The 21,124-nt window shown below is 70.7% G+C and carries 15 protein-coding genes; 7 read left to right on the top strand and 8 right to left on the bottom strand.

Annotation, left to right across the window (positions count from 1 at the left end; translation table 11 throughout):
* Positions 1-43: 43 nt before the first annotated feature.
* Genes ACYVD5_RS04715 through ACYVD5_RS04705 form a run of 3 tightly spaced genes read right to left on the bottom strand, consistent with a single transcriptional unit; the run spans position 44 to position 3,218 of the window.
* Positions 44-1,093, bottom strand: a complete 1,050-nt coding sequence (locus ACYVD5_RS04715) for an ArsA family ATPase (RefSeq protein WP_460999654.1) — start codon at positions 1,091-1,093, stop codon at positions 44-46.
* A 53-nt stretch (positions 1,094-1,146) separates the two neighbouring features.
* Entirely contained in the window at positions 1,147-1,422 is a 276-nt protein-coding gene (locus ACYVD5_RS04710; protein WP_460999653.1) for a cory-CC-star protein, read from the bottom strand.
* Entirely contained in the window at positions 1,419-3,218 is a 1,800-nt protein-coding gene (locus ACYVD5_RS04705; RefSeq protein ID WP_460999652.1) for a carbon starvation CstA family protein, read from the bottom strand. Before ACYVD5_RS04705 ends, ACYVD5_RS04710 begins: the two co-directional genes overlap by 4 nt.
* Positions 3,219-3,446: 228 nt before the next feature.
* Between ACYVD5_RS04705 and ACYVD5_RS04700 the strand changes: the two genes are divergently transcribed.
* From ACYVD5_RS04700 to ACYVD5_RS04685, 4 genes are all read left to right on the top strand, one after another.
* The gene (locus ACYVD5_RS04700) at positions 3,447-4,295 is read left to right on the top strand and encodes a hypothetical protein (protein ID WP_460999651.1); all 849 of its coding nucleotides are present in this window, start codon (positions 3,447-3,449) and stop codon (positions 4,293-4,295) included.
* Positions 4,296-4,657: 362 nt separating this feature from the next.
* Complete coding sequence (locus tag ACYVD5_RS04695) at positions 4,658-7,393, top strand: hypothetical protein (RefSeq protein ID WP_460999650.1); 2,736 nt, start codon at positions 4,658-4,660, stop codon at positions 7,391-7,393.
* Positions 7,394-7,401: 8 nt separating this feature from the next.
* Complete coding sequence (locus ACYVD5_RS04690; RefSeq protein WP_460999649.1) at positions 7,402-7,746, top strand: toxin-antitoxin system YwqK family antitoxin; 345 nt, start codon at positions 7,402-7,404, stop codon at positions 7,744-7,746.
* Positions 7,747-7,896: 150 nt separating this feature from the next.
* Complete coding sequence (locus ACYVD5_RS04685) at positions 7,897-8,088, top strand: hypothetical protein (protein ID WP_460999648.1); 192 nt, start codon at positions 7,897-7,899, stop codon at positions 8,086-8,088.
* A gap of 363 nt (positions 8,089-8,451) precedes the next feature.
* Here ACYVD5_RS04685 and ACYVD5_RS04680 read toward each other — a convergent pair whose 3' ends face one another.
* A complete protein-coding gene (locus tag ACYVD5_RS04680; protein ID WP_460999647.1) occupies positions 8,452-9,111 on the bottom strand; it encodes a TetR/AcrR family transcriptional regulator in 660 nt (219 codons plus the stop codon).
* A 507-nt stretch (positions 9,112-9,618) separates the two neighbouring features.
* On the opposite strand from ACYVD5_RS04680, the gene ACYVD5_RS04675 reads away from it, so the two are divergent.
* Positions 9,619-11,892, top strand: coding sequence for an MMPL family transporter (locus ACYVD5_RS04675; protein WP_460999646.1), 2,274 nt, complete (start codon positions 9,619-9,621; stop codon positions 11,890-11,892).
* 91 nt (positions 11,893-11,983) lie between these two features.
* Here the strand turns inward: ACYVD5_RS04675 and thyX are convergent, their stop codons facing one another.
* The 4 genes from thyX to ACYVD5_RS04655 all read right to left on the bottom strand — a co-directional run bounded on the left by thyX (position 11,984) and on the right by ACYVD5_RS04655 (position 16,648).
* Positions 11,984-12,781, bottom strand: a complete 798-nt coding sequence (thyX, locus tag ACYVD5_RS04670) for an FAD-dependent thymidylate synthase (protein ID WP_460999645.1) — start codon at positions 12,779-12,781, stop codon at positions 11,984-11,986.
* A 320-nt stretch (positions 12,782-13,101) separates the two neighbouring features.
* A complete protein-coding gene (locus tag ACYVD5_RS04665) occupies positions 13,102-13,242 on the bottom strand; it encodes a GPGG-motif small membrane protein (RefSeq protein WP_460999644.1) in 141 nt (46 codons plus the stop codon).
* Between the two features lie 109 nt (positions 13,243-13,351).
* Entirely contained in the window at positions 13,352-14,158 is an 807-nt protein-coding gene (locus ACYVD5_RS04660; RefSeq protein ID WP_460999643.1) for an NAD-dependent epimerase/dehydratase family protein, read from the bottom strand.
* A 192-nt stretch (positions 14,159-14,350) separates the two neighbouring features.
* Positions 14,351-16,648, bottom strand: coding sequence for an anthranilate synthase component I (locus ACYVD5_RS04655; protein ID WP_460999642.1), 2,298 nt, complete (start codon positions 16,646-16,648; stop codon positions 14,351-14,353).
* A gap of 481 nt (positions 16,649-17,129) precedes the next feature.
* Here ACYVD5_RS04655 and ACYVD5_RS04650 point away from each other — a divergent pair, with 481 nt between their 5' ends.
* A complete protein-coding gene (locus ACYVD5_RS04650; RefSeq protein ID WP_460999641.1) occupies positions 17,130-19,637 on the top strand; it encodes a HelD family protein in 2,508 nt (835 codons plus the stop codon).
* A gap of 321 nt (positions 19,638-19,958) precedes the next feature.
* On the top strand, positions 19,959-21,124 hold a 1,166-nt coding region (locus ACYVD5_RS04645), incomplete at its 3' end, for an MFS transporter (RefSeq protein ID WP_460999640.1).

Below are 21,124 nucleotides of genomic sequence, written 5' to 3'. Positions count from 1 at the left end.
TCCCAAGTGTCCGAATAGCGAGCTTACCCGGCAAAGGCTCGCGTTACAGCGGGGTAAAGGCGAGTCGGCGCAGCCGCTCCGGTCCGGTGGGCTCCTGCGCGGCCAACGGAGAGCACGAAATTCCGTACTGCCCGAAACGCCGCCGCACCGCCTCGACGACCCCGGTGTCGGGCTGTTCGGGCACCTGGTTGAGCACGACCGCGCCGAGCCGGAACCCGGCCTCGGCCAACTGGTCGGCGGCGCGCTCGGTCTCGGCCAGCACCATCCGCCGCGGCAGCAGCACCAGCCGCACCTCGGCGTCGGCGCGCATCCGCTCGGCCGCGCGCTGCAGGCGCAGCCGGCGGGCGTTCAACTTCTCCAGCAGCGGGTCGGGCTCGGGTTCGCCGGCGCCGCCCACCATGCCCGCGGCGAGGCGGTCGGCGCCCACCGCCCGCTCGCGCTGGCGGGCCAGCCCTTCCACCCACGGGGTCAGCAGCGCCGGCATGTTGAGCATGCGCAGCAGGTGTCCGGTTGGGGCGCTGTCGACGACCAGGCGGTCCCAGTGGCCGGGCACCTGGTCCATGGCGTCTACGAGCTGGTCGTTCAGCGCCGACTCGGCCATGCCGGGGCCGGCCGCGGCGTGGTCGAGGTGGCGCTGCACGGCCGGCATGATCTCGCGGGGCAGGGCCGCGTAGGCGTCGTCGGTGACCTGCCGGACCCGGCGGCGCACGGCCGCCTCGGAGTCGGGCTCGGCCGCCCACAGGTTTCCGGCGACGCGGCGCGGGGTGTCGCCGAGCCGGGTCTCCAGTGCGTCGCCCAGCGAGTGGGCGGGGTCGGTCGAGACGACCAGGGTGCGCAGTCCGGCGTCGGCCAGCGCGAGCGCGGCGGAGGCGGCCATGGTCGTCTTGCCGACGCCGCCTTTGCCGCCGAAGAAGGTGATGGGTGCGGAGTCGGCGGTGGCCGCCCCTGCGGCGCCGCGGAGGGCACCGGTGCCGGGGGTGTCCCCGTCGCCTGGTCCGCTGATGTGGTTGCCGGTGTTGCCGGTGTTGCCAGTATTGCCGGCGCTCTCGGCGTTTCCGGCGTTACCGGCGTTTCGGGCACTGTCGGCTGCCACGGCCGTCCCCCTGATTCCTCGCGCTGCGGTCCCGGTGCGGGTGCGGGTGCGGCTCAGCAGCACACGCCGGGATCGCCAAAGTCTTCCCGCCCCATGCGCTGGTGCCATTCGTGCAGGTCAGCGACCATGTAGGGGATCAGGTCGAGGGTCTCGTAGGCGGCGGGGTCCTCCACGCCCAGCGTCTGGAGCATCATCATCGCCCGCAGCGTGTCCTGCTGGGTGCGGGCCTCGCGGCGCAGTACGTGGCGCCAGCGGGACTCGAACCACTCCTCGTGGAAGTCCTCGATCCGGCGCCACGCACTGCGCAGCCGCTCCCACCTCCCGGTCACGGCGCGTCGTCGGTTCCCGCGGCTTCCTCGGTGGAGGCGGGCCGCCCCTGCGTGCTCTGCGGGTCTTGCGTTGCCTGCGGGCCCTGGAGGCCGTGCACGGTCTGCGGCGGTGCGGCACCGCGCTCGGCAAAGGCCCGGCGCAGTGCGATCGCCGCTTCAACGATCAGCCAGATCGCGAGCACGAAGATGAGCAGGTCGAGCGGGGCGAGCAGGAACACCTGCATCGGGTCGCCGGAGGTCAGGAACCCGGCCAGATTCACGATCAGGGCCCAAGAGGTCATGAACAGCAGGAACACCAGGGGAACCAGGACCGCAAGCGGGTTGCGGCTGTTCTTGGTGACCCACACCGCCACCACCGCCAGGGCCAGGCCGGCGGTGAGCTGGTTGGTGGTGCCAAAGAGCTGCCACAGGGTGCCGAAGGCGAAGTCGCCGGGAACCAGCGCCAGGGCCAGCGGGATGACGGTGGCCACCACGGTGGCCGCGGTCAGGTTGCGGGCCAGCGGTCGGATCCGGACGATCTCGGCGATCTCCTGGACGATGTAGCGCTGCAGCCGCACGCCGGTGTCCATCGAGGTCGCCGCGAAGCTGACCACCACGATCACCGCGAAGACGGTACCGATGGAGGTGGGCACCCCGAGGTTGTTGGCGAAGGCGGCCACACCGGCGGTGAAGTGGCCCACCGAGCCGTCGGAGGCGGTGGCGAAGTCGGCGTAGAGGTTGTTCCACTGGCCGGCGGTGGCGGCCACACCGGCCGTGCAGGCCAGGATCGAGCACAGCGCCAGCGTGCCTTCGCCGGTGGAGGCCAGGTAGCCCACGTAGCGGGCGTCGGTCTCCTTGTCGAGCTGCTTGGCGGTGGTGCCGGAGGCGACCAGGCTGTGGAACCCCGAGATCGCGCCGCAGGCGATGGTGACGAACAGCAGCGGGAACCAGGGCGGCGAGCCGGCGGGCACGTCGTTGACCACCGGGGCGACGATGGCGTCCCAGCCGACCACCACGCCCACCAGGATCACGCCGAGCGCGAGCACCATCTGGTGCTGGTTGATGTAGTCGCGGGGCTGCAGCAGCAGCCACACCGGCAGCCGCGACGCCAGGAACGCGTAGATGAAGATCAGCAGGACCCAGATCATGTTCGGGGTCACGCCGAGCGCCGCGGCCACGGGTTCGAGGGAGACCGGCACCGCGACACCGAGCGGGATGCAGGCGTAGACGATGACCAGCGAGATCAGCGACGGCACCAGCGCGGCGGTGCGCCGGCGGTAGACGTACTGGCCCACCGCGATCGCCAGCGGGATGGTCACCAGCACCGGGATGACCGACTCGGGGTTGCTGGTGAGCAGGTTGCCGATGACCACCGCGAAGACCGCGTTGACCATGGTCAGCAGGAAAAAGATGATCAGCAGGAACAGGGTGCGCGAACGGGAGCTGATCACCTCGCCGGTCAGCGTGCCGATGCTCTTGGCCTTGTGCCGCACCGAAACCACGAGCGAGCCGAAGTCGTGCACCCCGGCCGCGAAGACCGTGCCGGCGACCACCCACAGCAGGGCCGGTCCCCAGCCCCAGAACACCGCGACCGCCGGACCCACGATCGGGGCGGCGCCGGCGACCGAGATGAAGTGGTGGCTGAAGACGATGTGCTTGTTCGTGGGGATGAAGTCGATACCGTCGCGGTAGGTGTGGGCCGGAGTCACAAACGACGGGTCGAGCGCGTAGACGCGCTTGGCCAAATACGCCGAGTAGTACCGGTAGCCCACGGCGAAGATCGCCAGGACCACGATCATGACGACGGCTGCTGGCATTGGCTGTCCTTACGTCACGCTGCTACACACGCTGCTCGCCCCGCCCGGACCGCCCATCGGCCTGATGCGGCTGAGGCCGATCGCCGAGCGAGCCGTGACCGGGACACAACTACCGAAGATCGAATAAAGTCACCAGAAATTAACATGTGCCTCTTCACAGACAAAGGGTTGACCTTGCAAAACATGGTCACGGTTTGGCGGCGATCCACCGTCGCGGAACTGTGTTGGGTGGGCGATACGGGACCTGCAGGTATCCCGGTGGTACCGCTCGTATGGGACGACCTGCCGTGCGTGGCACTGCCCATGGCGCACCTTGATGCGGTCGACAGCATGACCTCGGGACGGGCCGCGTTCGCGGTCACCCTTCCCACTGCCGGCGGCGACACGCTCAAGACTCGTAAAACGGGTGATAAGGACGAGGAGGTCAGCGGGGGAACCGGCGGCGGGGCCGGCGGCGGAACGCTCGCGGCGGGCGGGCTGGTGGCGACGGGTCCCGTCGACATCCGCTACGACCTGCAGGGCAAGCGCTTCGCCGACCACCTGATCGAGCAGGAGATCGTCAAGCACCCGCCCACCCGGCTGCGCGCCGACGGCCTGATGGCGCGCCGCGAGAACTGGTGGTGGCTGCCCCGGGTGCTGATCACCATGACCGCGCTGGAAGAGGTACGCGAACTGCCCGGGCGCACGCGCAGCGAGGACGCGCTGCTGGTGCGCCCGCACGGCCCCCACGGCAGCGCACCGCGGGTCGACACCGTCACCGCACGCACCTGGCCCGGCGACCCGGGTGGCGGAGTGGAGCTGTGGCGCCGCGACGGCGCGGCCCTGCAGGGCGGGGGCGAGCCCGCGTTCGCCTTCTCCCACCGGCACAGCCCCGACTTCGAACGCTGGGAACGCTGGTACCGCACCGGCCGCGTCCAAGGCGAGGTTCTGTCGGTATCCGAAAGCGAAGGCGCACCCGAACAGGAGCAACCGCGCCCCTACGGCCTGCTGGCACGCTTCCGCAACCACCGCGAAGTGGTCCGGTCCTGCCGAGAGGGCATTTCCCGGGCGGAATCCCGCACCGCCGGCGAGGAGTAAGCGGGGGCTCGCCCGGCTCGGGCTGCGGTTCCGCCCGGCGCAGGAGCAATGCGCCATGGGCGGGCCGGCCGCCGGCCCGGGCCCGGCCGGGGACCGGGGCCCGGGGCCCGGGTGGTCTCTTGCCGGTTTCCCGGGGCAGGTGCCGCGGTAGGTTCGGCTTCCACTTGGACATCGACGTGTGGGAACGGCCCCGGCGCTCGTCCGCACGGGTCGCCCCCGGTGCCTGCCTGAACGGCCCGGTTGGCCGGAAACGGACGGCTGCCTTCACAGTGCGCCCGGACTGTGGTTGTCTGCCTGCGGCCCACCTGCGCATGCGGCCGGGGTCCGGCGCATGCCACCCCCCTACTCCCGGTGATGGCGCTGTGACTGACAAGGTGATCCGGCCGGACGAAGTCCCCGTGCCCCCGGTCGACTGCGATGCGCTCGACGAGGCGGCTACGGCACTGAAGAACGACGGCGCCGACGTCTCCCAAGCCGGGCAGGACATCAAGTCCACCTGGCACGGGCTCGAAGGAATCTACGCCGCCCCCGAGTCCGACTCCCTCTTCTCCGCGATCAACCCGGTGGCGACCAAGGGCGACGACTTCGGCTCCGCGGCGGCCTCGGTGGCCGACGCCTTGAGCACCTTCGCCGAGAAGGTGCGCCCGATCAAGGCCCGCCTGAAGGCCCTCAAGGCCGACGCCGAGGACTTCCAGGACAAGATCGACGGCGACGACGACTGGCGCGAGGACGAGGACAAGACCGACGAGCTGGACACGCTCAACAACGACATCCTCGCAGCGACCCACGAGTACCAGCAGGCCGAGCGCGACTGCGCCAACACCATCACGGCGCTGTTCGGCGGCACCACGTTCGTCGCCACCGCGCCGGGCGAGGAGGGCTCGGTCGGCGCGGACGAGCAGGCCCACGGCTACACCGAGGCCCTGAAGGACGTCGAGACGCCGTGGGCGACCCCGCAGGAGCACGACGCCCCCTGGTACGAGGACGTCTGGGACGGCGTGAAGGACTTCGGCGTGGGCATCGCCGAGGACCTCGGCTCCATGGTCGGCCTCTACGGCGAGGACGGGTGGGGTGTCGGCTCCGCCGGCGAGTGGTGGGGCAACATCAAGAACAACTGGGGCGACACCCTCAACGGGCTGGGCAGCCTGGTCGGCCTCTACGGGGAAAACGGCTGGGGGGTCGGCTCCTTCGGCGAGTGGTGGGGCAACCTCTCCTCCGGCTGGACCGAGTTCGCCCACGCCATTGTTCCTTGGCGCGAGTGGGGCGACCGGCCCGGTTACGTGATCACCCAGAGCGTGCTCAACATCGGCAGCATGTTCGTGGGCGGCGCCGGCGTGTACAAGGGCCTGGCCAAGGGGGCGCGCAAGGCCGGCGGCGGCGATGCGGACGTCGATACCAGTACCAACGCGCCCGAACAGGACCTGTCCCCGGACGTGGACGCCCTGCAGCGGCTCGGCAGCCGCCCGGGACAGGGCTCGACGCAGGATCTGCAGAACACGCTGGACGGCCTGGACATCGACGGCAGTCAGATCGACGGGCTGCAGAACGCGCTGTCGCGGGCCGAGGGCTTCGGCGACGGCGGAGCACCGGCCGGCGGGTCCGCCCCGGAGATCGATCCCGCCATGCACATGCACGACGGACCCGAACTCCAGCCGGCCGGCAGGCACTCCTTAGACATCCATGCCAACGAGGAGGGCCCCGACTTCCCGCCGACGACGACACCAACGCCGACCGAGCCCGTCCCCGACTCCCCCAGCCCGGAACCGGGGCAGACCCCGCAGGAACCGGGGCAGGCCCCACCGGCACCGGAGCGCCCGCACGGCCCGCCCACCGGATCGGGAGGGGAAGGCGGACCGGGTCCGGGCCCGGGCTCCGGTTCAGGCGGCCCACCCACCGGAGGCGGAGGCGACGGCGACCGGCCGCAGGTACCCGACGGCGAGGCTGAAGGCGCCGGCCGAGATGGCGGAGACCAGCCCGACCGCCGCGAAGAACCCGAGCCAGAGGAAACTACGGGGCCGGACAAATCCCGGATAAAGACCACCCCGGAGGGCGAGCAACGCCCTTCGGAGACACCGGAAGACGGTCCGACCGAAAAATCTGAACGACCGGAGCAACCGGAGCAACCGGAGCGGCCAGCCGGCCAATCCCCCGAGGAACAGCAACACGGCGACGAGGGCAAGCCGCAGGAGCAGGAGCAACAGCAGCCGGACCAGGAGCAGCCCGAGCAAGGGCGGGACCAGGAGCAACCGGACGACCCCAAGGGGAACGAACCGGACGGCGAGGGTAAGGACAACCCTGAGAGCGCACAGGAACCAGAGCCCACCGACGCGATCGACCAGCCGCAACAGGACCCAGCAGACGAGAAGGGGGATCAGGACGGCCAGAAGTCGGAAACAGATCCCGATTCAGCGGCCGATGACATCGCCAACATCGCCACCCGACCATTACCTGAGGACTTTGCTCACGGTCAGGTGCTTGAGCAACTCGAGGAATCGCGGGTCACCAGAGGTGACAACGGCCTGATAGAGACCATCGACGGCAACCCGGTTAACCAATATATGCGGTCCACTGTTTCGGACCGCGCACACCACATGCGACACCTAGTAAAACAATTGGAGTTCACCAAGGCTGCCCTGGGAAAGACCATGGGGGCAGTTAACTCCGTAGCCGTTGATCTCCGAACGGGCCTGGTCGCGGAAGGTATCAACGGACGCACAAGCGACTGGCTGCGCCCAACTCTCCTCCACAAGGAGATTGGCGACAACCTTCTTGCAATGGAAGCCAATGGACCGTACATCGTCGGTGATCCCGAGAGAGCTGGTGCGATCGAACATAAACATGCCACCCGAGACGAGCCAACGCGACACGCCGAAATAAAGGCAGTAAACAGACTCCTCGATGCCCGGGGTGCACCAGCCGGAACAGACGCACTAAAAGAGTTCCGCATAGACAATCTTTTCACATTGCGCCACGAAGGGCCGATAAATGCCCCTTGCTGCGGGAGTTGCACACGCCTCCTGAAAGACGTTTCCAGTCCAAATTCCGGAAAGACATATGATCCACAAGGAAAGAAAAACCCAGATATCTTCTACGATTAAGGAGATAAATGCGCGTTCACGATGACGACACAGAGTCCGACGAAGACGGGTTCGTGCTATACAACGGAGAACCCTTTACCGGGGAAGTCATAGAAACAAACAAGGAAGGGGATGTAGTATCACTCGTCACATACAAAATGGGGATTGAACACGGCCCTTGGGTGGAATGGTACTCAAACGGACAGAAAATGGTCGAAGGTCACAACCACCAAGGCAGCGCCGTCGGAACATGGAAAAAATGGCATAAGAACGGTGTTATTTCAGAAGAGCGAATTCACAACGATAACCATAGAGCAGCGACATATAGAAGCTGGGACAAAAACGGAAAAATCCTTATAGACGAGCGATACTAATTTTGTAGTGTCTATACCATTCGCCATCCCGTTTTTGCTCTTCGTGGGACACCCACTAGAAATCGTCCGATCTTCCAGTAGCTGCACCTCCCACCCGAACTCAGGACGCGAAAAGAGGATCGAACTTTAAAACCTACTCAGCGCGCCTATATGGCAATCCCGGTGGTCACCGGCGAGGCACGCGGCAAGGTCGCTTACACCTGGAACGACGAAATTCTGCCGTCCTTCCCCGTCCATCTCGACTACCCGGCGTGGTACGAAGGCTGGCTGGACGAGTTCCTGTGCTCGGTGGATCACGTCTGGTACGGGTTCGGTCCCAGCGGAGACAGCCCGGGGCACTGAATCCGGCACCGACGGTCCCGACGAGGAGGCGGCCGAGGCACTGCGGGAAACCGCCCGCACCGCCGATTCGGCGCGGCTCCGCTTTTCCGCTGTGTGCGCGCTCGGACGCGGCGAAGGCCATGAGGACGCGTTGCGGGCGGCGCTGGACGACCGCTCCGCGGCGGTCGCCACCATCGCCCGGATCAGCCTGGGCGAACCTGCGGACTGAACGGGGAAGCGCAAAACCGTTGTACGCCTGGGCGGCGAACCCGCCCCCTCGTGGTCAAAGCCGGGTTCACCGCCGATTTCGCCGCCGCCCGCGCAGGTTGCCGTGTGCTGCGCGGGTGTCGGCGTCTGCCGGTGGCTGCGCGACCGTTTGGCTGCTCAGGCGCTGGGGAGTTGCCGGCGCAGGTAGCCGACCAGGACTTCGTGCAGTTCCGCCGCCAGGGCGTCGCGCTCCTGCTCGCCGGCTTCGGTGATCAGGGGGACCATGCCGCGAACGAGCTGGATCATGACCGTTGCCATCCGGGCCACGTCTTCGGGCGGGTGGTCGGGGAGCAGGCCGGCGATGAGGGCGGCGACGCGTTCGTGGATGGTCTGTTGGACCGGCGCGATGGCTTCACGCAGGCCGGCGGGCATGTCCGTGCGGGAGAAGAGTGCCTTGAACCCGGGGTGGGCCAGGTTGAAGGCGATCAGCGGGCGGAGCACGGTGTCGACGACGTCGTCGAGGTCCGCGCCGCCAGCCACGTCCGCGGGGTCGACGGTGAACGCCTCGCCGCGGAGCGCGGTGAGCCGGGCGGCGTAGTGCTCGGCCAGGGCGCGGGCGATGTCGTCCTTGTTCGCGAAGAACTGGTAAAGCGATCCCGGTGACACGCCGGCCCGAGCGGCGATCGCGTTGGTCGTCGCCGCGTCGTAGCCCTGCTCCGTGAAGACGGCCGCGGCGGCGTGCAGGATCTGCTCGATCCGCTGCTGTCCCCGCGCTTGCCGGCGCCGTCCGGCCGTTCTGCTTCCGGTTCCTGCGGCCGACTGCTCCTCGCTCGCCACGATCCTCCCGATCCGCTGCGCTGTCTGTCCTGCCTTGCTGGGCTGTGCCGCCTTACTGCGCTGCTCTGCCGTACCGCTGTGCTGCATCGCCTGCCTGTACCGGCTCACCCCGCGGCACCGGTGCCTGCTGAACCGTACGGCAACGCCGCGCCCCACCGCACCCCGCACCCCGCACCCCGCACCCCGCACCCCGCACCCCGCACCCCGCACCCCGCACCCCTCGACAATGCGAGCATTTACTCGTATTGTGCAAATGCGAGCAACCATTCGTGAAATCTACCAGGCGACGCGTCCGCCGCCCATAGGGCCGCCGCCTCACCGCCATCCGGGCGCGCCGGAACAGTGCAGGTCCGCACGCCCCTAGTCCCCCAGCGCCGCAGACGAGGGGTCTTCAATCCTGCAGCCCCTCCCAGCCCCCCGGCCCCGGCCCCGACCGGACCGGCCGAATCCCCGCAGGCCTCCTACTTCCCTCCCCTCCCCCACCACCGACCCCACTGGAGAACCGCAGTGACCGAGCCCTCGCCCGCCCCGCCCGCGCCACCGCCCTCCCCCACCCGCTTCGAGCGGCTCGGCGACTTCGCCTACCGCCGGCGGCGCCCGGTGCTGGTCGTCAGCGTCATCGTGTTCGTCGCCCTGGCGATGGGCGCCGCCGGAGCGATGTCCTCGTTCGTGCTCAACCGCTGGGAAGCCCCCGGCAGCGAATCGGTCGCCGCCCAGCAGCCGTTGCGCGAGCAGTTCGCCACCGGCAACTCCAACCTCATCCTGCTGGTTACCGCACACGGCGGCGATGTCGACGACCCCGCGGTCGCCGACGCCGCGGCCGCCGTCTCCGCCGAGCTTGCAGCCGAGGACGCGGTCGCCGATGTGTGGTCGTACTGGTCGCTCGGCGGCGACGCCACGCTCCGCAGCGACGACGGGCGTTCCGCGATGGTCCTCGCCCACGTCGCCGGGGACGCCACCGCGGCCCGCGCCGCCATCGCCGGGTACATCCCCGACTACACCCGCGACAACGGGACGATCCGGGTGCGGGTCGCCGGCTCGGAAGCCGCGTCGACGCAGATCAGTGCCCAGGCCACCCAGGACTTCGTCCGCGCCGAGCTCATCATCGTCCCGCTCATGCTCGCGCTGCTGGTCGCCATCTACCGGCGCGTCAGCTCGGCGCTGCTCACCCTCGGAGTCGGGCTGCTCTCCGTCATCGCCACGCTCGCCGGCCTGCGGGCGCTCACGTCCCTCGTCGAGATCGCGAGCTTCGCGGCGAACATCGTGCTCGTCATGGGCATCGGGCTCGGCGTCGACTACGGCCTGTTCATCATCTCCCGTTTCCGCGAGGCACTCGGCCGCGGCGCGGCGGTGCGCCCGGCGCTGCGCGAAACCCTCGACACCGCCGGCCGCACCGTCGTGTTCAGCGGTCTGACCGTTGCCGCGGCCCTCGCCGTCCTGGTCGCGCTGCCGTTCCCGTTCCTGCGGTCCTTTGCCTACGCGGGGGTCCTTACCGTCGCCACGGCCGCGATCGGCGCCCTCGTCGTACTGCCCGCCGCCCTGGCCGTGCTGGGTGAGCGCGGCCTCCGACGCGGCCGTGTCGCGGCGGAGCCGCAGCCGGTGGAGCAGGGCCGCTGGTTCCGCCTGGGGCGCCGGGTGATGCGGCGGCCCGGCGTGTGGGGGGCCGTGGCGCTGAGCGCGCTACTGGCGCTCGCCACTCCGGTTCTCGGACTGCAGATCGGGGTGCCCGACGACCGCGTGCTCCCGCAGGGTTTCTCCGTACGCGACACTTACGACCAGCTGCGCGGCGACTTCGCGGCGGAGTCCAACGACGCCCTCCAGGTCGTCGAGACCGGCGGCGCCGCACCGACCGGCGCCGAGGTCGCGGCCTACGCCGCCGACCTGTCCCGGATCGACGGGATCGCCCAGGTGAACTCGTCCGCTGGGATCTTCGCCGACGGCGCACGGATCGCCGCCGGCGACGCCCGGCTGGTCGAAGGCGATGTGCAGCGGCTGGAGGCCGTGCCGGACCGGGCGGCCATCGCCGGGACCGGCGGCGACCGCCTGGTGGCCGAGGTGCGGGCCGCCGCGGCGCCCTTCGACGGCACGCTCGTGGGCGGCTACCCCGCCCAGCTCGCGGACTTCCGCGAAGCCATGGTCGAGCGGCTCCCGCTCGTCATCGGCCTGATCCTGCTGGTCACCTTCGTGATCCTCTTCGCCCTCACCGGCAGCCTGGTGCTGCCGCTGAAGGCGACCGTGCTCAACCTGCTCAGCGTCGGTGTCATGTTCGGGGTGCTGACAGCGGTGTTCCAGAACGGGTTCCTCGCCGACGCGATCGGCTTCACCCCTGTCGGCACCCTCGACCCGGCGTTTCCGATCCTGATGTTCTGCGTGGTGTACGGCCTGTCCATGGACTACGAGGTGTTCATGGTCTCCCGTATCCGCGAGGAGTACGAACGCACCGGCGACAACGAAGGCGCCGTGCTCACCGGCCTCCAACGCAGCGCTCCGCTGATCACCGCGGCCGCGCTGACGCTCGCCGTCTCCTTCGCGGTCTACGCCACCGGCTCGGTCATGTATCTGCAGATGATCGGTATCGGCGTCGCGGTGGCGATTCTGGTCGACGCGACCGTCATCCGCGGCATCCTGGTGCCCGCCTTCATGCGCCTGGCCGGGCGCGCCAACTGGTGGGCGCCCGCCTTCCTCACCCCGGTCTTCCGCCGGTTCGGGCTCCGCGAACACGCACCGGCTCCCGCGCCGCCCGCGGCTCCGGAACCGGCCTCCCGCGGTGCGGACGTGTGAGGCCCGCGAGGGGCCGACCGCCGCTCAGCGTGCCCCCGCCGGGTGGGGGCACCGCCGGCGGCGCTCCTACCCGGCGGCTGTGCCTGCGCCTTCAGACCTTGCGCCACTTCGGCACCCAGGCGCCGTCTTCGATCTCGTAGTCGCTGAAGAGGGCTGGAGCCTCCTTGAGCATGGTTTCGCCGATCTTGCCGAAGAGCAGCCGGATCTCTTCTTCGGCGCCGGGGGCGGTGCGGGCTTCGAGCGTGTGGCGCAGGGTGCGGACGTTGGCGGTCCACACCAGGCCGGTGGCCACGCCCTCGGGGGCGAAGCGGCGCATGAAGGAGGTGCGGTGCTTCTTCTCGGCGAACTTGACGCCCTCTTCATCGAGGCCGAAATGCTCGGCCATCCACAGTTGGAACCGCTCCATCTGATCGAGCATCTCGGTGGCGCGCTCCATCAGCTCGGGGTCCTTGCGCGCCCAGTCGGGGAACCAGAACGGCAGGTCGTCCAGGCGGACGAACCGCAGCGACTCCTGGGAGACGGCGGTGCCGGGGCGGTGCCGGATCAGCTCGTGGGTCAGCACCCGGCTGACGTTGTGCAGCACGAAACTGAAGCTGACGTGCTCCAGGACGGAGCCGTGCATGCTGGCCAGGATGTTGCCCAAGTACTGGTCCTGGTCGGTGCGCACCCGGGTGACATTGGGGTTGAGGCCAGGCTCCCACGAGCGGTAACACAGCCGCCCGGCGAACTCGGCGAGGTTCTGCGGATCGTTCAGGGCGGAGTCGAGTTCGCCCCGGTCGAGCCGCTCCAGCCAGCTCTGCCCGCCGACATCGGCGAGGTAGCTGGCGATCTCGTCGTAGTCCAGTTGCGGTCTGGCGACCAGGTGGACCTCGGGCTCGACGCTCTTCACCGTGCTCTACTCCCCCATTGCGGGGCCCGTGGGCCCGCTGTGCTCCTGCTGCGGCGACCGGCACGCCGAAGGACCGCCGGTAGCCGCTGCGGGCTCCGGTGGTCGTGTGGACGGCGTGTCCGTCAGAACCTAGCATCGCCTGCGGACCATGGGAGCAGGCCCCAGGCCGCTGTACTGCGGCCACGGGACCTGCGAATACGGTGCGGAGCGCGCGGGTCCGTGCACAGCGCGGCGGACCCGGCACGACCGGTACGGATCGGGTGCGCACCGGGTGCGGTTCGTAGCGGTGGGGTTGTTGCCGGGTGCGGAGCCTTTCGGCCTCAGCCGATGTAGGCGATGCCCGGCGCGACGATCACGCCGACCACGATCAGCACGATGCCCCACAGCAGTTGGCGGCGCACCAGAGCGAAGATGCCGGCGACGATCAACACGATCCCAAGTATCAGCATGACAATACCCATGCCAAGGGCACTAACCCGGGCGGAGATCGCCTAACGCCCGGGGCGGCGGCAGGTGCCGGGGACCGCGCCACTGCGAGTCGGCCGACCGTGCCGCCTGCCCGTGCCGCGCTCAGTCCTCGACGTAGGGCAGCACGGCGCCGGGGCCCGCGAAGGCGCCGCCCTGCGGGCCGCCGTGCCAGAACGGGTCGTCGTCGGGGAAGTCGGCGGCGTAGCGGGCGGCGTCGTCGAGGGGCCGGTAGCCCAGTTCGCTCTCGCCGGCGCTGAGGTCCCAGAAACGGCGGGCGTTGCCGGAGACCGCATAGACCGCCGCGAAGTTCACGTTGGCCGCGGTGAGGGCGGCGCGGACGAACCCGACGCAGTCGCGCGGGCTCAGCCAGGTGGCCAGGTGGCGGGTCTCGGTGGGCCGTTCCTCGAAGGAACCCGCGCGCAGTGCGACGACCTCCAGCCCGAAGGTGTCGGCGTACATCTGGCCCAGTGCCTCGGCTGCGACCTTGGTGACCCCGTAGAGGCCGTCGGGGCGGGGCGGCTCGTCGGGGAAGACGTGGTGGTGGATGGGGTAGTTGCCGGTGACACGGTTGCTGGAGAAGAGCACGACGCGGGGTACCCCGGCCTGGCGGGCGGCTTCGAGGACGTTGAGGGTGCCGCGCACGTTGGCGTCCAGCAGGTCGTCGAAAGGGGCTTCGTCGGCGATCGCGGCGAGGTGGACGACGGAATCGGCGCCGGCGAAGGCCTCGCGCAGCGCCGCACGGTCGCCGACATCGGCCTTTACGGCGGTCTCGCCGTCGCCCTCGGGCTCGATATCGGCGGTGTCGACCAGCACCACATGGTCGGCGTCCTCGCGCAGCCCCGCGCGCACGGTGGGGCCGATGTTGCCCGCCGCTCCGGTGATCACGACCCTGCCAAGTTTCACGTCCATGCATACGAGCCTACGAGGGACGCAGGGGTCGTGGGCACACCGGCCGGGCATGGCGGAGCGCGGTTGGGGCGTTTGGCGGTGTGCCCGGGCCGAATGCGCAGGTTGTTCGCCCGAGCGCGGGCGGATGCGCGGTGCTGGGTACCCGCGCGGGTGCGCGCTCGGCGCGGGCGGGCGCCGAGCGCGCACCCGCGCTCATGAAGGTCGGCGCGCCATGCGCAGCACGCGCTCGATGATCGTTTCTCCGGTGGCCGCGGTCAGGATCGATTCGGGGTGGAACTGCACCGCCCACTTCTTGGCCGCGGGGTCTTCGACGGCCATGACGACCGGTGCGCCGCCGGCCTCGTCGACGGTGGCGGTAACGGTGAAGCCCTTGACCCGCTCGGGCGTGGTGTAGGTGGAGTGGTAGCGCGCCGCGGTGAACCCGCCGTCCTCGCCGAGCCCGGCCAGCAGGTCGCCGCCGCCGGCTGCGGTGCGGATGCGGCCCGGTTTTCCGTGCACGGGCTCGTCCAGGGTGAGCAGTTCGCCGCCCGCGTGCTCGACCATCGCCTGCAGCCCCAGGCAGACCCCGAAGACCGGCAGGCCGCGCGAGTCGAGCTGGTCCAGCAGTTCGGCGGCGCCGAAATCGGCGGGCACGCCCGGTCCGGGCGAGAGCACGACCAGGTCGGGCGCCAGGGTGTCGAGCAGGGCGGGGTCGAAGCCGTGGCGCAGCGTGGTGACCTCGGCGCCGTGGCGGCGCACGTAGTCGGCGAGGGTGTTGACGAAGGAGTCCTCGTAGTCGACCAGCAGCACCCGCATGCCGCCGCCCGCCGGCGCCGGAGCGGGCTCGGCCTCGGTGCCGGGATGCTGCGGCCCGGGCGCGGCGCCGGTGTCGTCCAGGGCCAGGGTCTCCAGCAGCGCGCGGGCCTTGAGAAAGGTCTCGCGTTCCTCGGCGTCGGGGTCGGAGTCGTGGAGCAGGGTGGCGCCGACCCGCACCGTGGCGACGCCGTCGCGGATATGGGCGGTGCGCAGTGTCAGCCCGGTGTTCATCGAACCGTCGAAGCCGATGACGCCGACGGCGCCGCCGTACCAGCGGCGCGGCGTGGTCTCGTGCCGCTCGATGAAGCGCATCGCCCAGGTTTTGGGCGCGCCGGTGACCGTGACGGCCCACATGTGGGTAAGGAAGGCGTCCAGCGCGTCGAATTCGGGGCGCAGCCGGCCTTCGATGTGGTCGACGGTGTGGATCAGCCTGCTGTACATCTCGATCTGGCGGCGGCCGATGACCCGGACGCTGCCGGGTTCGCATACCCGCGACTTGTCGTTGCGGTCGACGTCGGTGCACATGGTGAGCTCGGATTCCTCCTTGGCGGAGGTGAGCAGGGTGCGGATGTTGTCGGCGTCGCCGAGGGCGTCCTCGCCGCGGCGGATGGTGCCGGAGATGGGGCAGGTCTCGACCCGTTGGGCCTGCCCGGGGGCGCCGCTGACCCGGACGAACATTTCCGGTGAGGCGCCGACCAGGTACTCGCCCTCGCCGAGGTTGAAGAAGAACTCGAAGGGGGCGGGGTTGCGGGTGCGGAGGTGTTCGTAGAAGCGGGCCGGGGAGTCGCAGGTGCCGTAGGTGCGGTGGCCGGGCACGACCTCGAACAGGTCGCCGCGGGCGAAGCGCTTCTTGGCCTCGGCGACGATGCGGGCGTAGCTGCCGGGTTCGGGCTGGGGCGGGAGCTCGGCGGCGGGCGCGGGAACCGGGGTGGGGTCGGTGGCGCGCTCCATGCCGCGGGTGGTGCGCGGAGCCGGTTCCCCCTCGGCCGCCGGGCCGGATCGGCCGAACTGGCCGGGCTGGTCGGGCACGGTGAACTCGTAGGTGTAGCGCAGGCAGGTTTCGCGCTTGCGGTCGTGCACGATGATGGCGTCGGGCAGGTGCAGCACGAGGTCGCGGTCGTCGGGATTGCGCTGCAGGACGGGTTCGACCGGCTCGAACTGGAAGGCGAGGTCGTAGCCGAAGGCGCCGTAGAGGCCGAGGTGGGAGTCGTCTTCGGCGGCGAACAGGGCCACCACCGAGCGCAGTGCGGAGAAGACGCTGGGCCGGCGGCTGCGCTGTTCCTCGCTGAAGTATTCGCCGGCGGCGGGCTCGGCGACGGTGACTTCGACGGTGTCGGCGCTGGGCCGGGCGGGTTCGCCGTGGTGGGCGAATGCGGTGGCGAACACGGGCAGCAGCACCCGGCCGCGGTCGTTGAGTGCGGTGGCGGTGATCCGCCGCCCGCGGGCGGCGACCTCCAGGCAGGGGTCGACGTAGCCCATGTGCCAGCGGCTGTAGCGGCCGGGGTACTCCATCCCGGAAGAGAGCACCCCGCCGCGGCGGTGCTCGACTGAGGCGACCAGGTCGGCGAGGACGCCCGGGTCGCAGGGGGCGGCGGTGCGGTCGACGTCGATACCGCCGGCGGTGCGGTAGGAGTTGCCGGTGGTGTCCCCGGTGGCGGGGCTGTGGGCGGGCGGAGTGGCTGAACCTGTGGTCACGGCCGGTCCTTTGCGCTGGGCTGTGCGGTTGGACGTTGCAGCCGCGCCGGGCCGGGGCCGGATATACGAAACGGCCGCCGGTACGGGCGGCCGCTGGGCTGATGTGGGAATCGCGTACCTGCAAGCGCCGCCTAGGAGCGGCGCCACCACTGTTTCGGGACAGGAGCGATTCGCATGGCACGAGCATAGCGCATCGCGACCTATACGCGGGAGAGAACGGCCGAGGGGGCTGCACGGATCCGCTGCGCGTTCCGGGACCACCCGGGTCGGCCGGAAGGTGTGTGCAGGCGGGCACGGGCGTATGTGGACGTGGACGGGACCACCGGAGACGGGATCGGGATGCGCATGCGGGAGCCGCGGTGGATCGGTAGCGGAGCAACCGGGTCTACACGGGCGCGCGGGAATGAATCACCGCACTGGTACGCTCTACCAACACTGAAACCCTAAGAACGTACGTCTCTACTTCAAGGATACCACCAACATGGTAGAGGATCAACAAGATCCCAACAGAGGTCTTGACACCGGCCGCGATCTGGCTCTCCGTGTCGAGCAGGACTACGTCGATCGGCTCTACACGCGCCTGGACGTGCTCCGCGTCCAGACCGCGCAGGGGCTTCACGAGGCGTTGGGCCGCGGCGGCGCCGGGGGCTATGCCGCGCGGACCGAGCGCGAGGCCCGGGCCGACGAAAACGCCGCACGCCTGACCCGGCTCAACTCCGTCGAAAACGGACTGTGCTTCGGCCGCATCGACCTCGGCGACGGCACCCCCGCAACGGCGCAGACCCTCTACATCGGCCGCATCGGCCTGCGCGACGAGGACCACGAACCCATCCTGATCGACTGGCGCGCCCCCGCCGCCCGCCCCTTCTACGCGGGCGCCCCGGCCTCCCCCGCCGGACTGGTGCGCCGCCGCCACCTGCACGTGCGCGACCGCGCCGTCGTCGGCCTCGACGACGAAGTGTTCGACCTCGACGGCCTCAGCGAGGACGACCGCCGCACCCTGGTCGGCGAGGCCGCGCTGCTTGCGGCGCTGAACCGGGGACGCACCGGGCGGATGGGCGACATCGTCGCCACCATCCAGGCCGAGCAGGACCGCGTCATCCGCGCCGGGCTGCCGGGCGCGCTGGTGGTCCAGGGCGGGCCGGGCACCGGCAAAACCGTCGCCGCCCTGCACCGCGCGGCCTACCTGCTCTACACGCACCGCTCGGTGCTGGAGCGGCGCGGGGTCCTGGTCGTCGGCCCCAACCCGACGTTCCTGCGCTATATCGGGCGGGTGCTGCCCTCGCTCGGCGAGACCGACGTGGTCGTGCAGACCGTGGGGCAGCTCTACCCCGGCGTCGCCGCGGCGGGCGAGGACACCGCCGAGGCCGCCGCGGTCAAGGGGTCGCTGCGCATGGCCGATGTGGTGGAGGCCGCCGTGGCCGACCGCCAGCGCGTGCCCGAGGGCGATCTGGTGGTGCAGGCCGACGGCGTCGAACTGCGCGTGGCCCACGAGACCTGCAGACATGTGCGCGACCGCGCCCGGGAGCTGGGCCTGCCGCACAACCGGGCGCGCAAGCTGTTCGCCAACGAGATGCTGTGGGAGCTGGCCCGCGCCCAGGACGCGTGGATGGAGGAGTCGCTGCGCGAGGCCGAGGAACTGCTCCAAGAGGCGGGCGGAGCCCCGAAGTCCGAACTGGAGGACCCCGACGCGCAACTGCGGTCCGAGGAGGACACCGCCTATGCGCGCGAGATGCTGTGGGCCGAGCCTGCGGTACGTGCGGCCGTGGACGGGCTGTGGCCGCTGCTGACCCCGGAGCGCCTTGTCGGCGAACTCCTCAGCGACCCGGATCTGCTGGCCTCGGCCGCAGCGGGCGCCGAACGGCTCTCGGCCGGGCAGGGTCTGGCCGAGGGCGAATGGCGTGCGCTGCTGCGCCCGGCCGGCTCGCCTTGGACCGCGGGCGACGTCCCGCTGCTGGACGAGGCCGCCGAACTGCTCGGCACCGACGGCAGCGAGGAACGCGCCCGCGAACGCGCGGCCCAGCGCCGGCGCGAAGAGGCCGAGAACTACGCCCAGGGCGTACTGGAGTACACCGGGTTGTATGAGGACGGCGTGCTCGACGCCGGCGCACTCGCCGACCGCCAGGAGCAGGGGCCGCAGGGCAGCACGGCCGACCGCGCCGCGGCCGACCGCACCTGGGCCTACGGCCACGTGATCGTGGACGAGGCCCAAGAGCTCTCCGAGATGGCCTGGCGCACCGTGATGCGCCGGGTGCCCGCCAAGTCCCTGACCGTGGTGGGCGACCTCGCCCAGACCGGCAGCTCGGCGGGCGCGCGGTCGTGGGAGGCGATGCTGGGCCGCTACGTCGGCGGCCGGCTGCACGAGGAGCATCTGCTGGTCAACTACCGCACCCCGGCCGAGATCATGGCCGTGGCCGCCGACGTGCTCGCCGAGATCGCGCCCGAACAGGCCGTGCCGGAGTCGGTGCGCGACGGCGGCGAGGCGCCGCGGGCGGTCCGCGCCGGCGGCGACCTTGGCGGCGGCCTGGACCGGCGGCTGCCCGAGCTGGTGGCCGCCGAGCTGGCCGCGATCGGCGAGGGCCGGGTGGCCGTCATCACCCCCGCGGCCAAGCATGCCGAGGTCGCCGCCCTGCTGCCCGAGGCCGCCGCCGACCCCGGCCCGGAGATCCTCGACCACCCGACCGCGGTGCTGACCGCTACCCAGAGCAAGGGGCTGGAGTTCGACGCGGTGGTGATCGTCGACCCGGCGGGGATCCTGGCCGCCTCGGCGTCGGGCGGGCGCGACCTGTACGTGGCCATCACCCGCGCCACCCGGCGGCTGACCGTCGTGCACGAGGGCGACCTGCCGCAAATGCTGTCCGGGCTGCGCGATTCGGGTGCCGATACCGGTACTGACCCCAGCAGCGCAGGAGAAGGGGCGCCGACCGCCGCGGCAGAGCAGGAAGCAAGCAGGGGCATAGGCGGCCGAGTGGGCACCGGGCTGCGCTGAGGCGGGCGACCGCTGCGGGCTGCAAACCGCCAATGCGGCGGAGGCGGTGCCGGCCGGCCCGTCCGATCCGGTGGCACCGCCTCCGCACGCGCCGCCGGCGGGGCAGCACTGCCCATCCTGGCTGGTCCGCGCGCTGCGGCGCCTCCCCCTCAGGAACGGGCTCCTCCCCCGCCGGTGGGAGGAGTCCGGCGGGGGCGCCTTGCAGGCGGGCGAGCGGGTGTGCGACTCTCGGTGGTAGGTACTACGTAGTACCTACCTGCTGCTCCCCAGCGGGGACGGCTCCCGCCCTACCCACCCGGCGACATCGAGAGCGGAGCGCTCGTGCTGCAGTCGTACCTGGCCCTGTTGCGGAAACCGCACGTCTCCACGGCACTGGCGACCAACATCGCGGGCCGGCTGCCCAACGGGATGGCGGTTCTTGCCCTCACCCTGCTGTTCCGGCACGCGGGCGTGGACTTCGGCACCGTCGGCCTGCTCCTCGCCGTCTACGGTGTCAGCACCGCGGTGGGTGGACCCGTACTCGGCCGGCTCGTCGACTTCCACGGCCAGTCGCTCGTGCTGGTGGGCAGCGGACTGGTCTCGGGGGCGGCGTTCGTGGGGCTGGCCTTGGCGCCGGGGGCTCCACTGGCCCTGACTGCGGCGCTGACGGCGATCGCCGGTGCGCTCACCCCGCCGTTGGAATCGTGTCTGCGCTCGGTCTGGCCGACCTTGGTCGCCGATGAACGCGAACGCGAGACCGCCTACTCGCTGGACGCGGCAATGCAGGAGGTCATCTTCGTTGCCGCGCCCCTGGTCGTGGTGGCCGTCGCCGCACCGTTCCTGCCGATGCACGCGGTCATCGCGACGGCGCTGATCACGGTGGTCGGCGCCGCGGTCTTCGCCGGCCTGCGCCCGGTCCGCCGGTGGCGCCCGGTTCCGCGCCGCACCAACTGGCTGGGGCCGCTGATGGAGCCCGGCGTGCGCCGCATCCTGGTGTGCTTCGTGTTCGTCGGGGCTGCGCTGGGCGCCCTGGCGGTGGGTACGGTGGCCTACTCCGAGGAAAGCGGGGCCCGCGACGTCTCCGGCCTGCTGCTCAGCGCCAACGGGTTCGGCGCGCTCCTCGGCGGCCTGGGCTACGGAGTGGTGCGCCTGCCCTTCTCCGGCGCCGTCCGGTTCCGCGTCCTGCTGGCCGGGCTGGCACTGGGATACCTGCCGCTGCTGCTCATGCCGGGGCTGCCGCTGATGGCGGTGCTGATGGCGGTGTCGGGCTTCTTCCTCGCCCCAGCTCTGGCGTGCACGTTCCTGCTGCTGGGCCGCATGGCACCGCGCGGCACGACCACCGAGGCGTTCTCCTGGCTGATGTCGGTGTTCGTGTGCGGCAACTCGCTGGGCAGTGCGCTCGCGGGGGCCGCCGCCGACCGGGTCGGCGCGGTGGCCGTGTTCGGCGTGGCCGCCGCGGCGACGCTGGCGGCCGCGCTGCTGTCGCTGCGCGCCGGGACGGCCGGGCC

The sequence above is a fragment of the Streptomonospora sediminis genome, from assembly GCF_054778995.1.
Note: the sequence above shows the minus strand (reverse complement) of the source record. Positions and strands in the feature narration are given on the sequence as shown.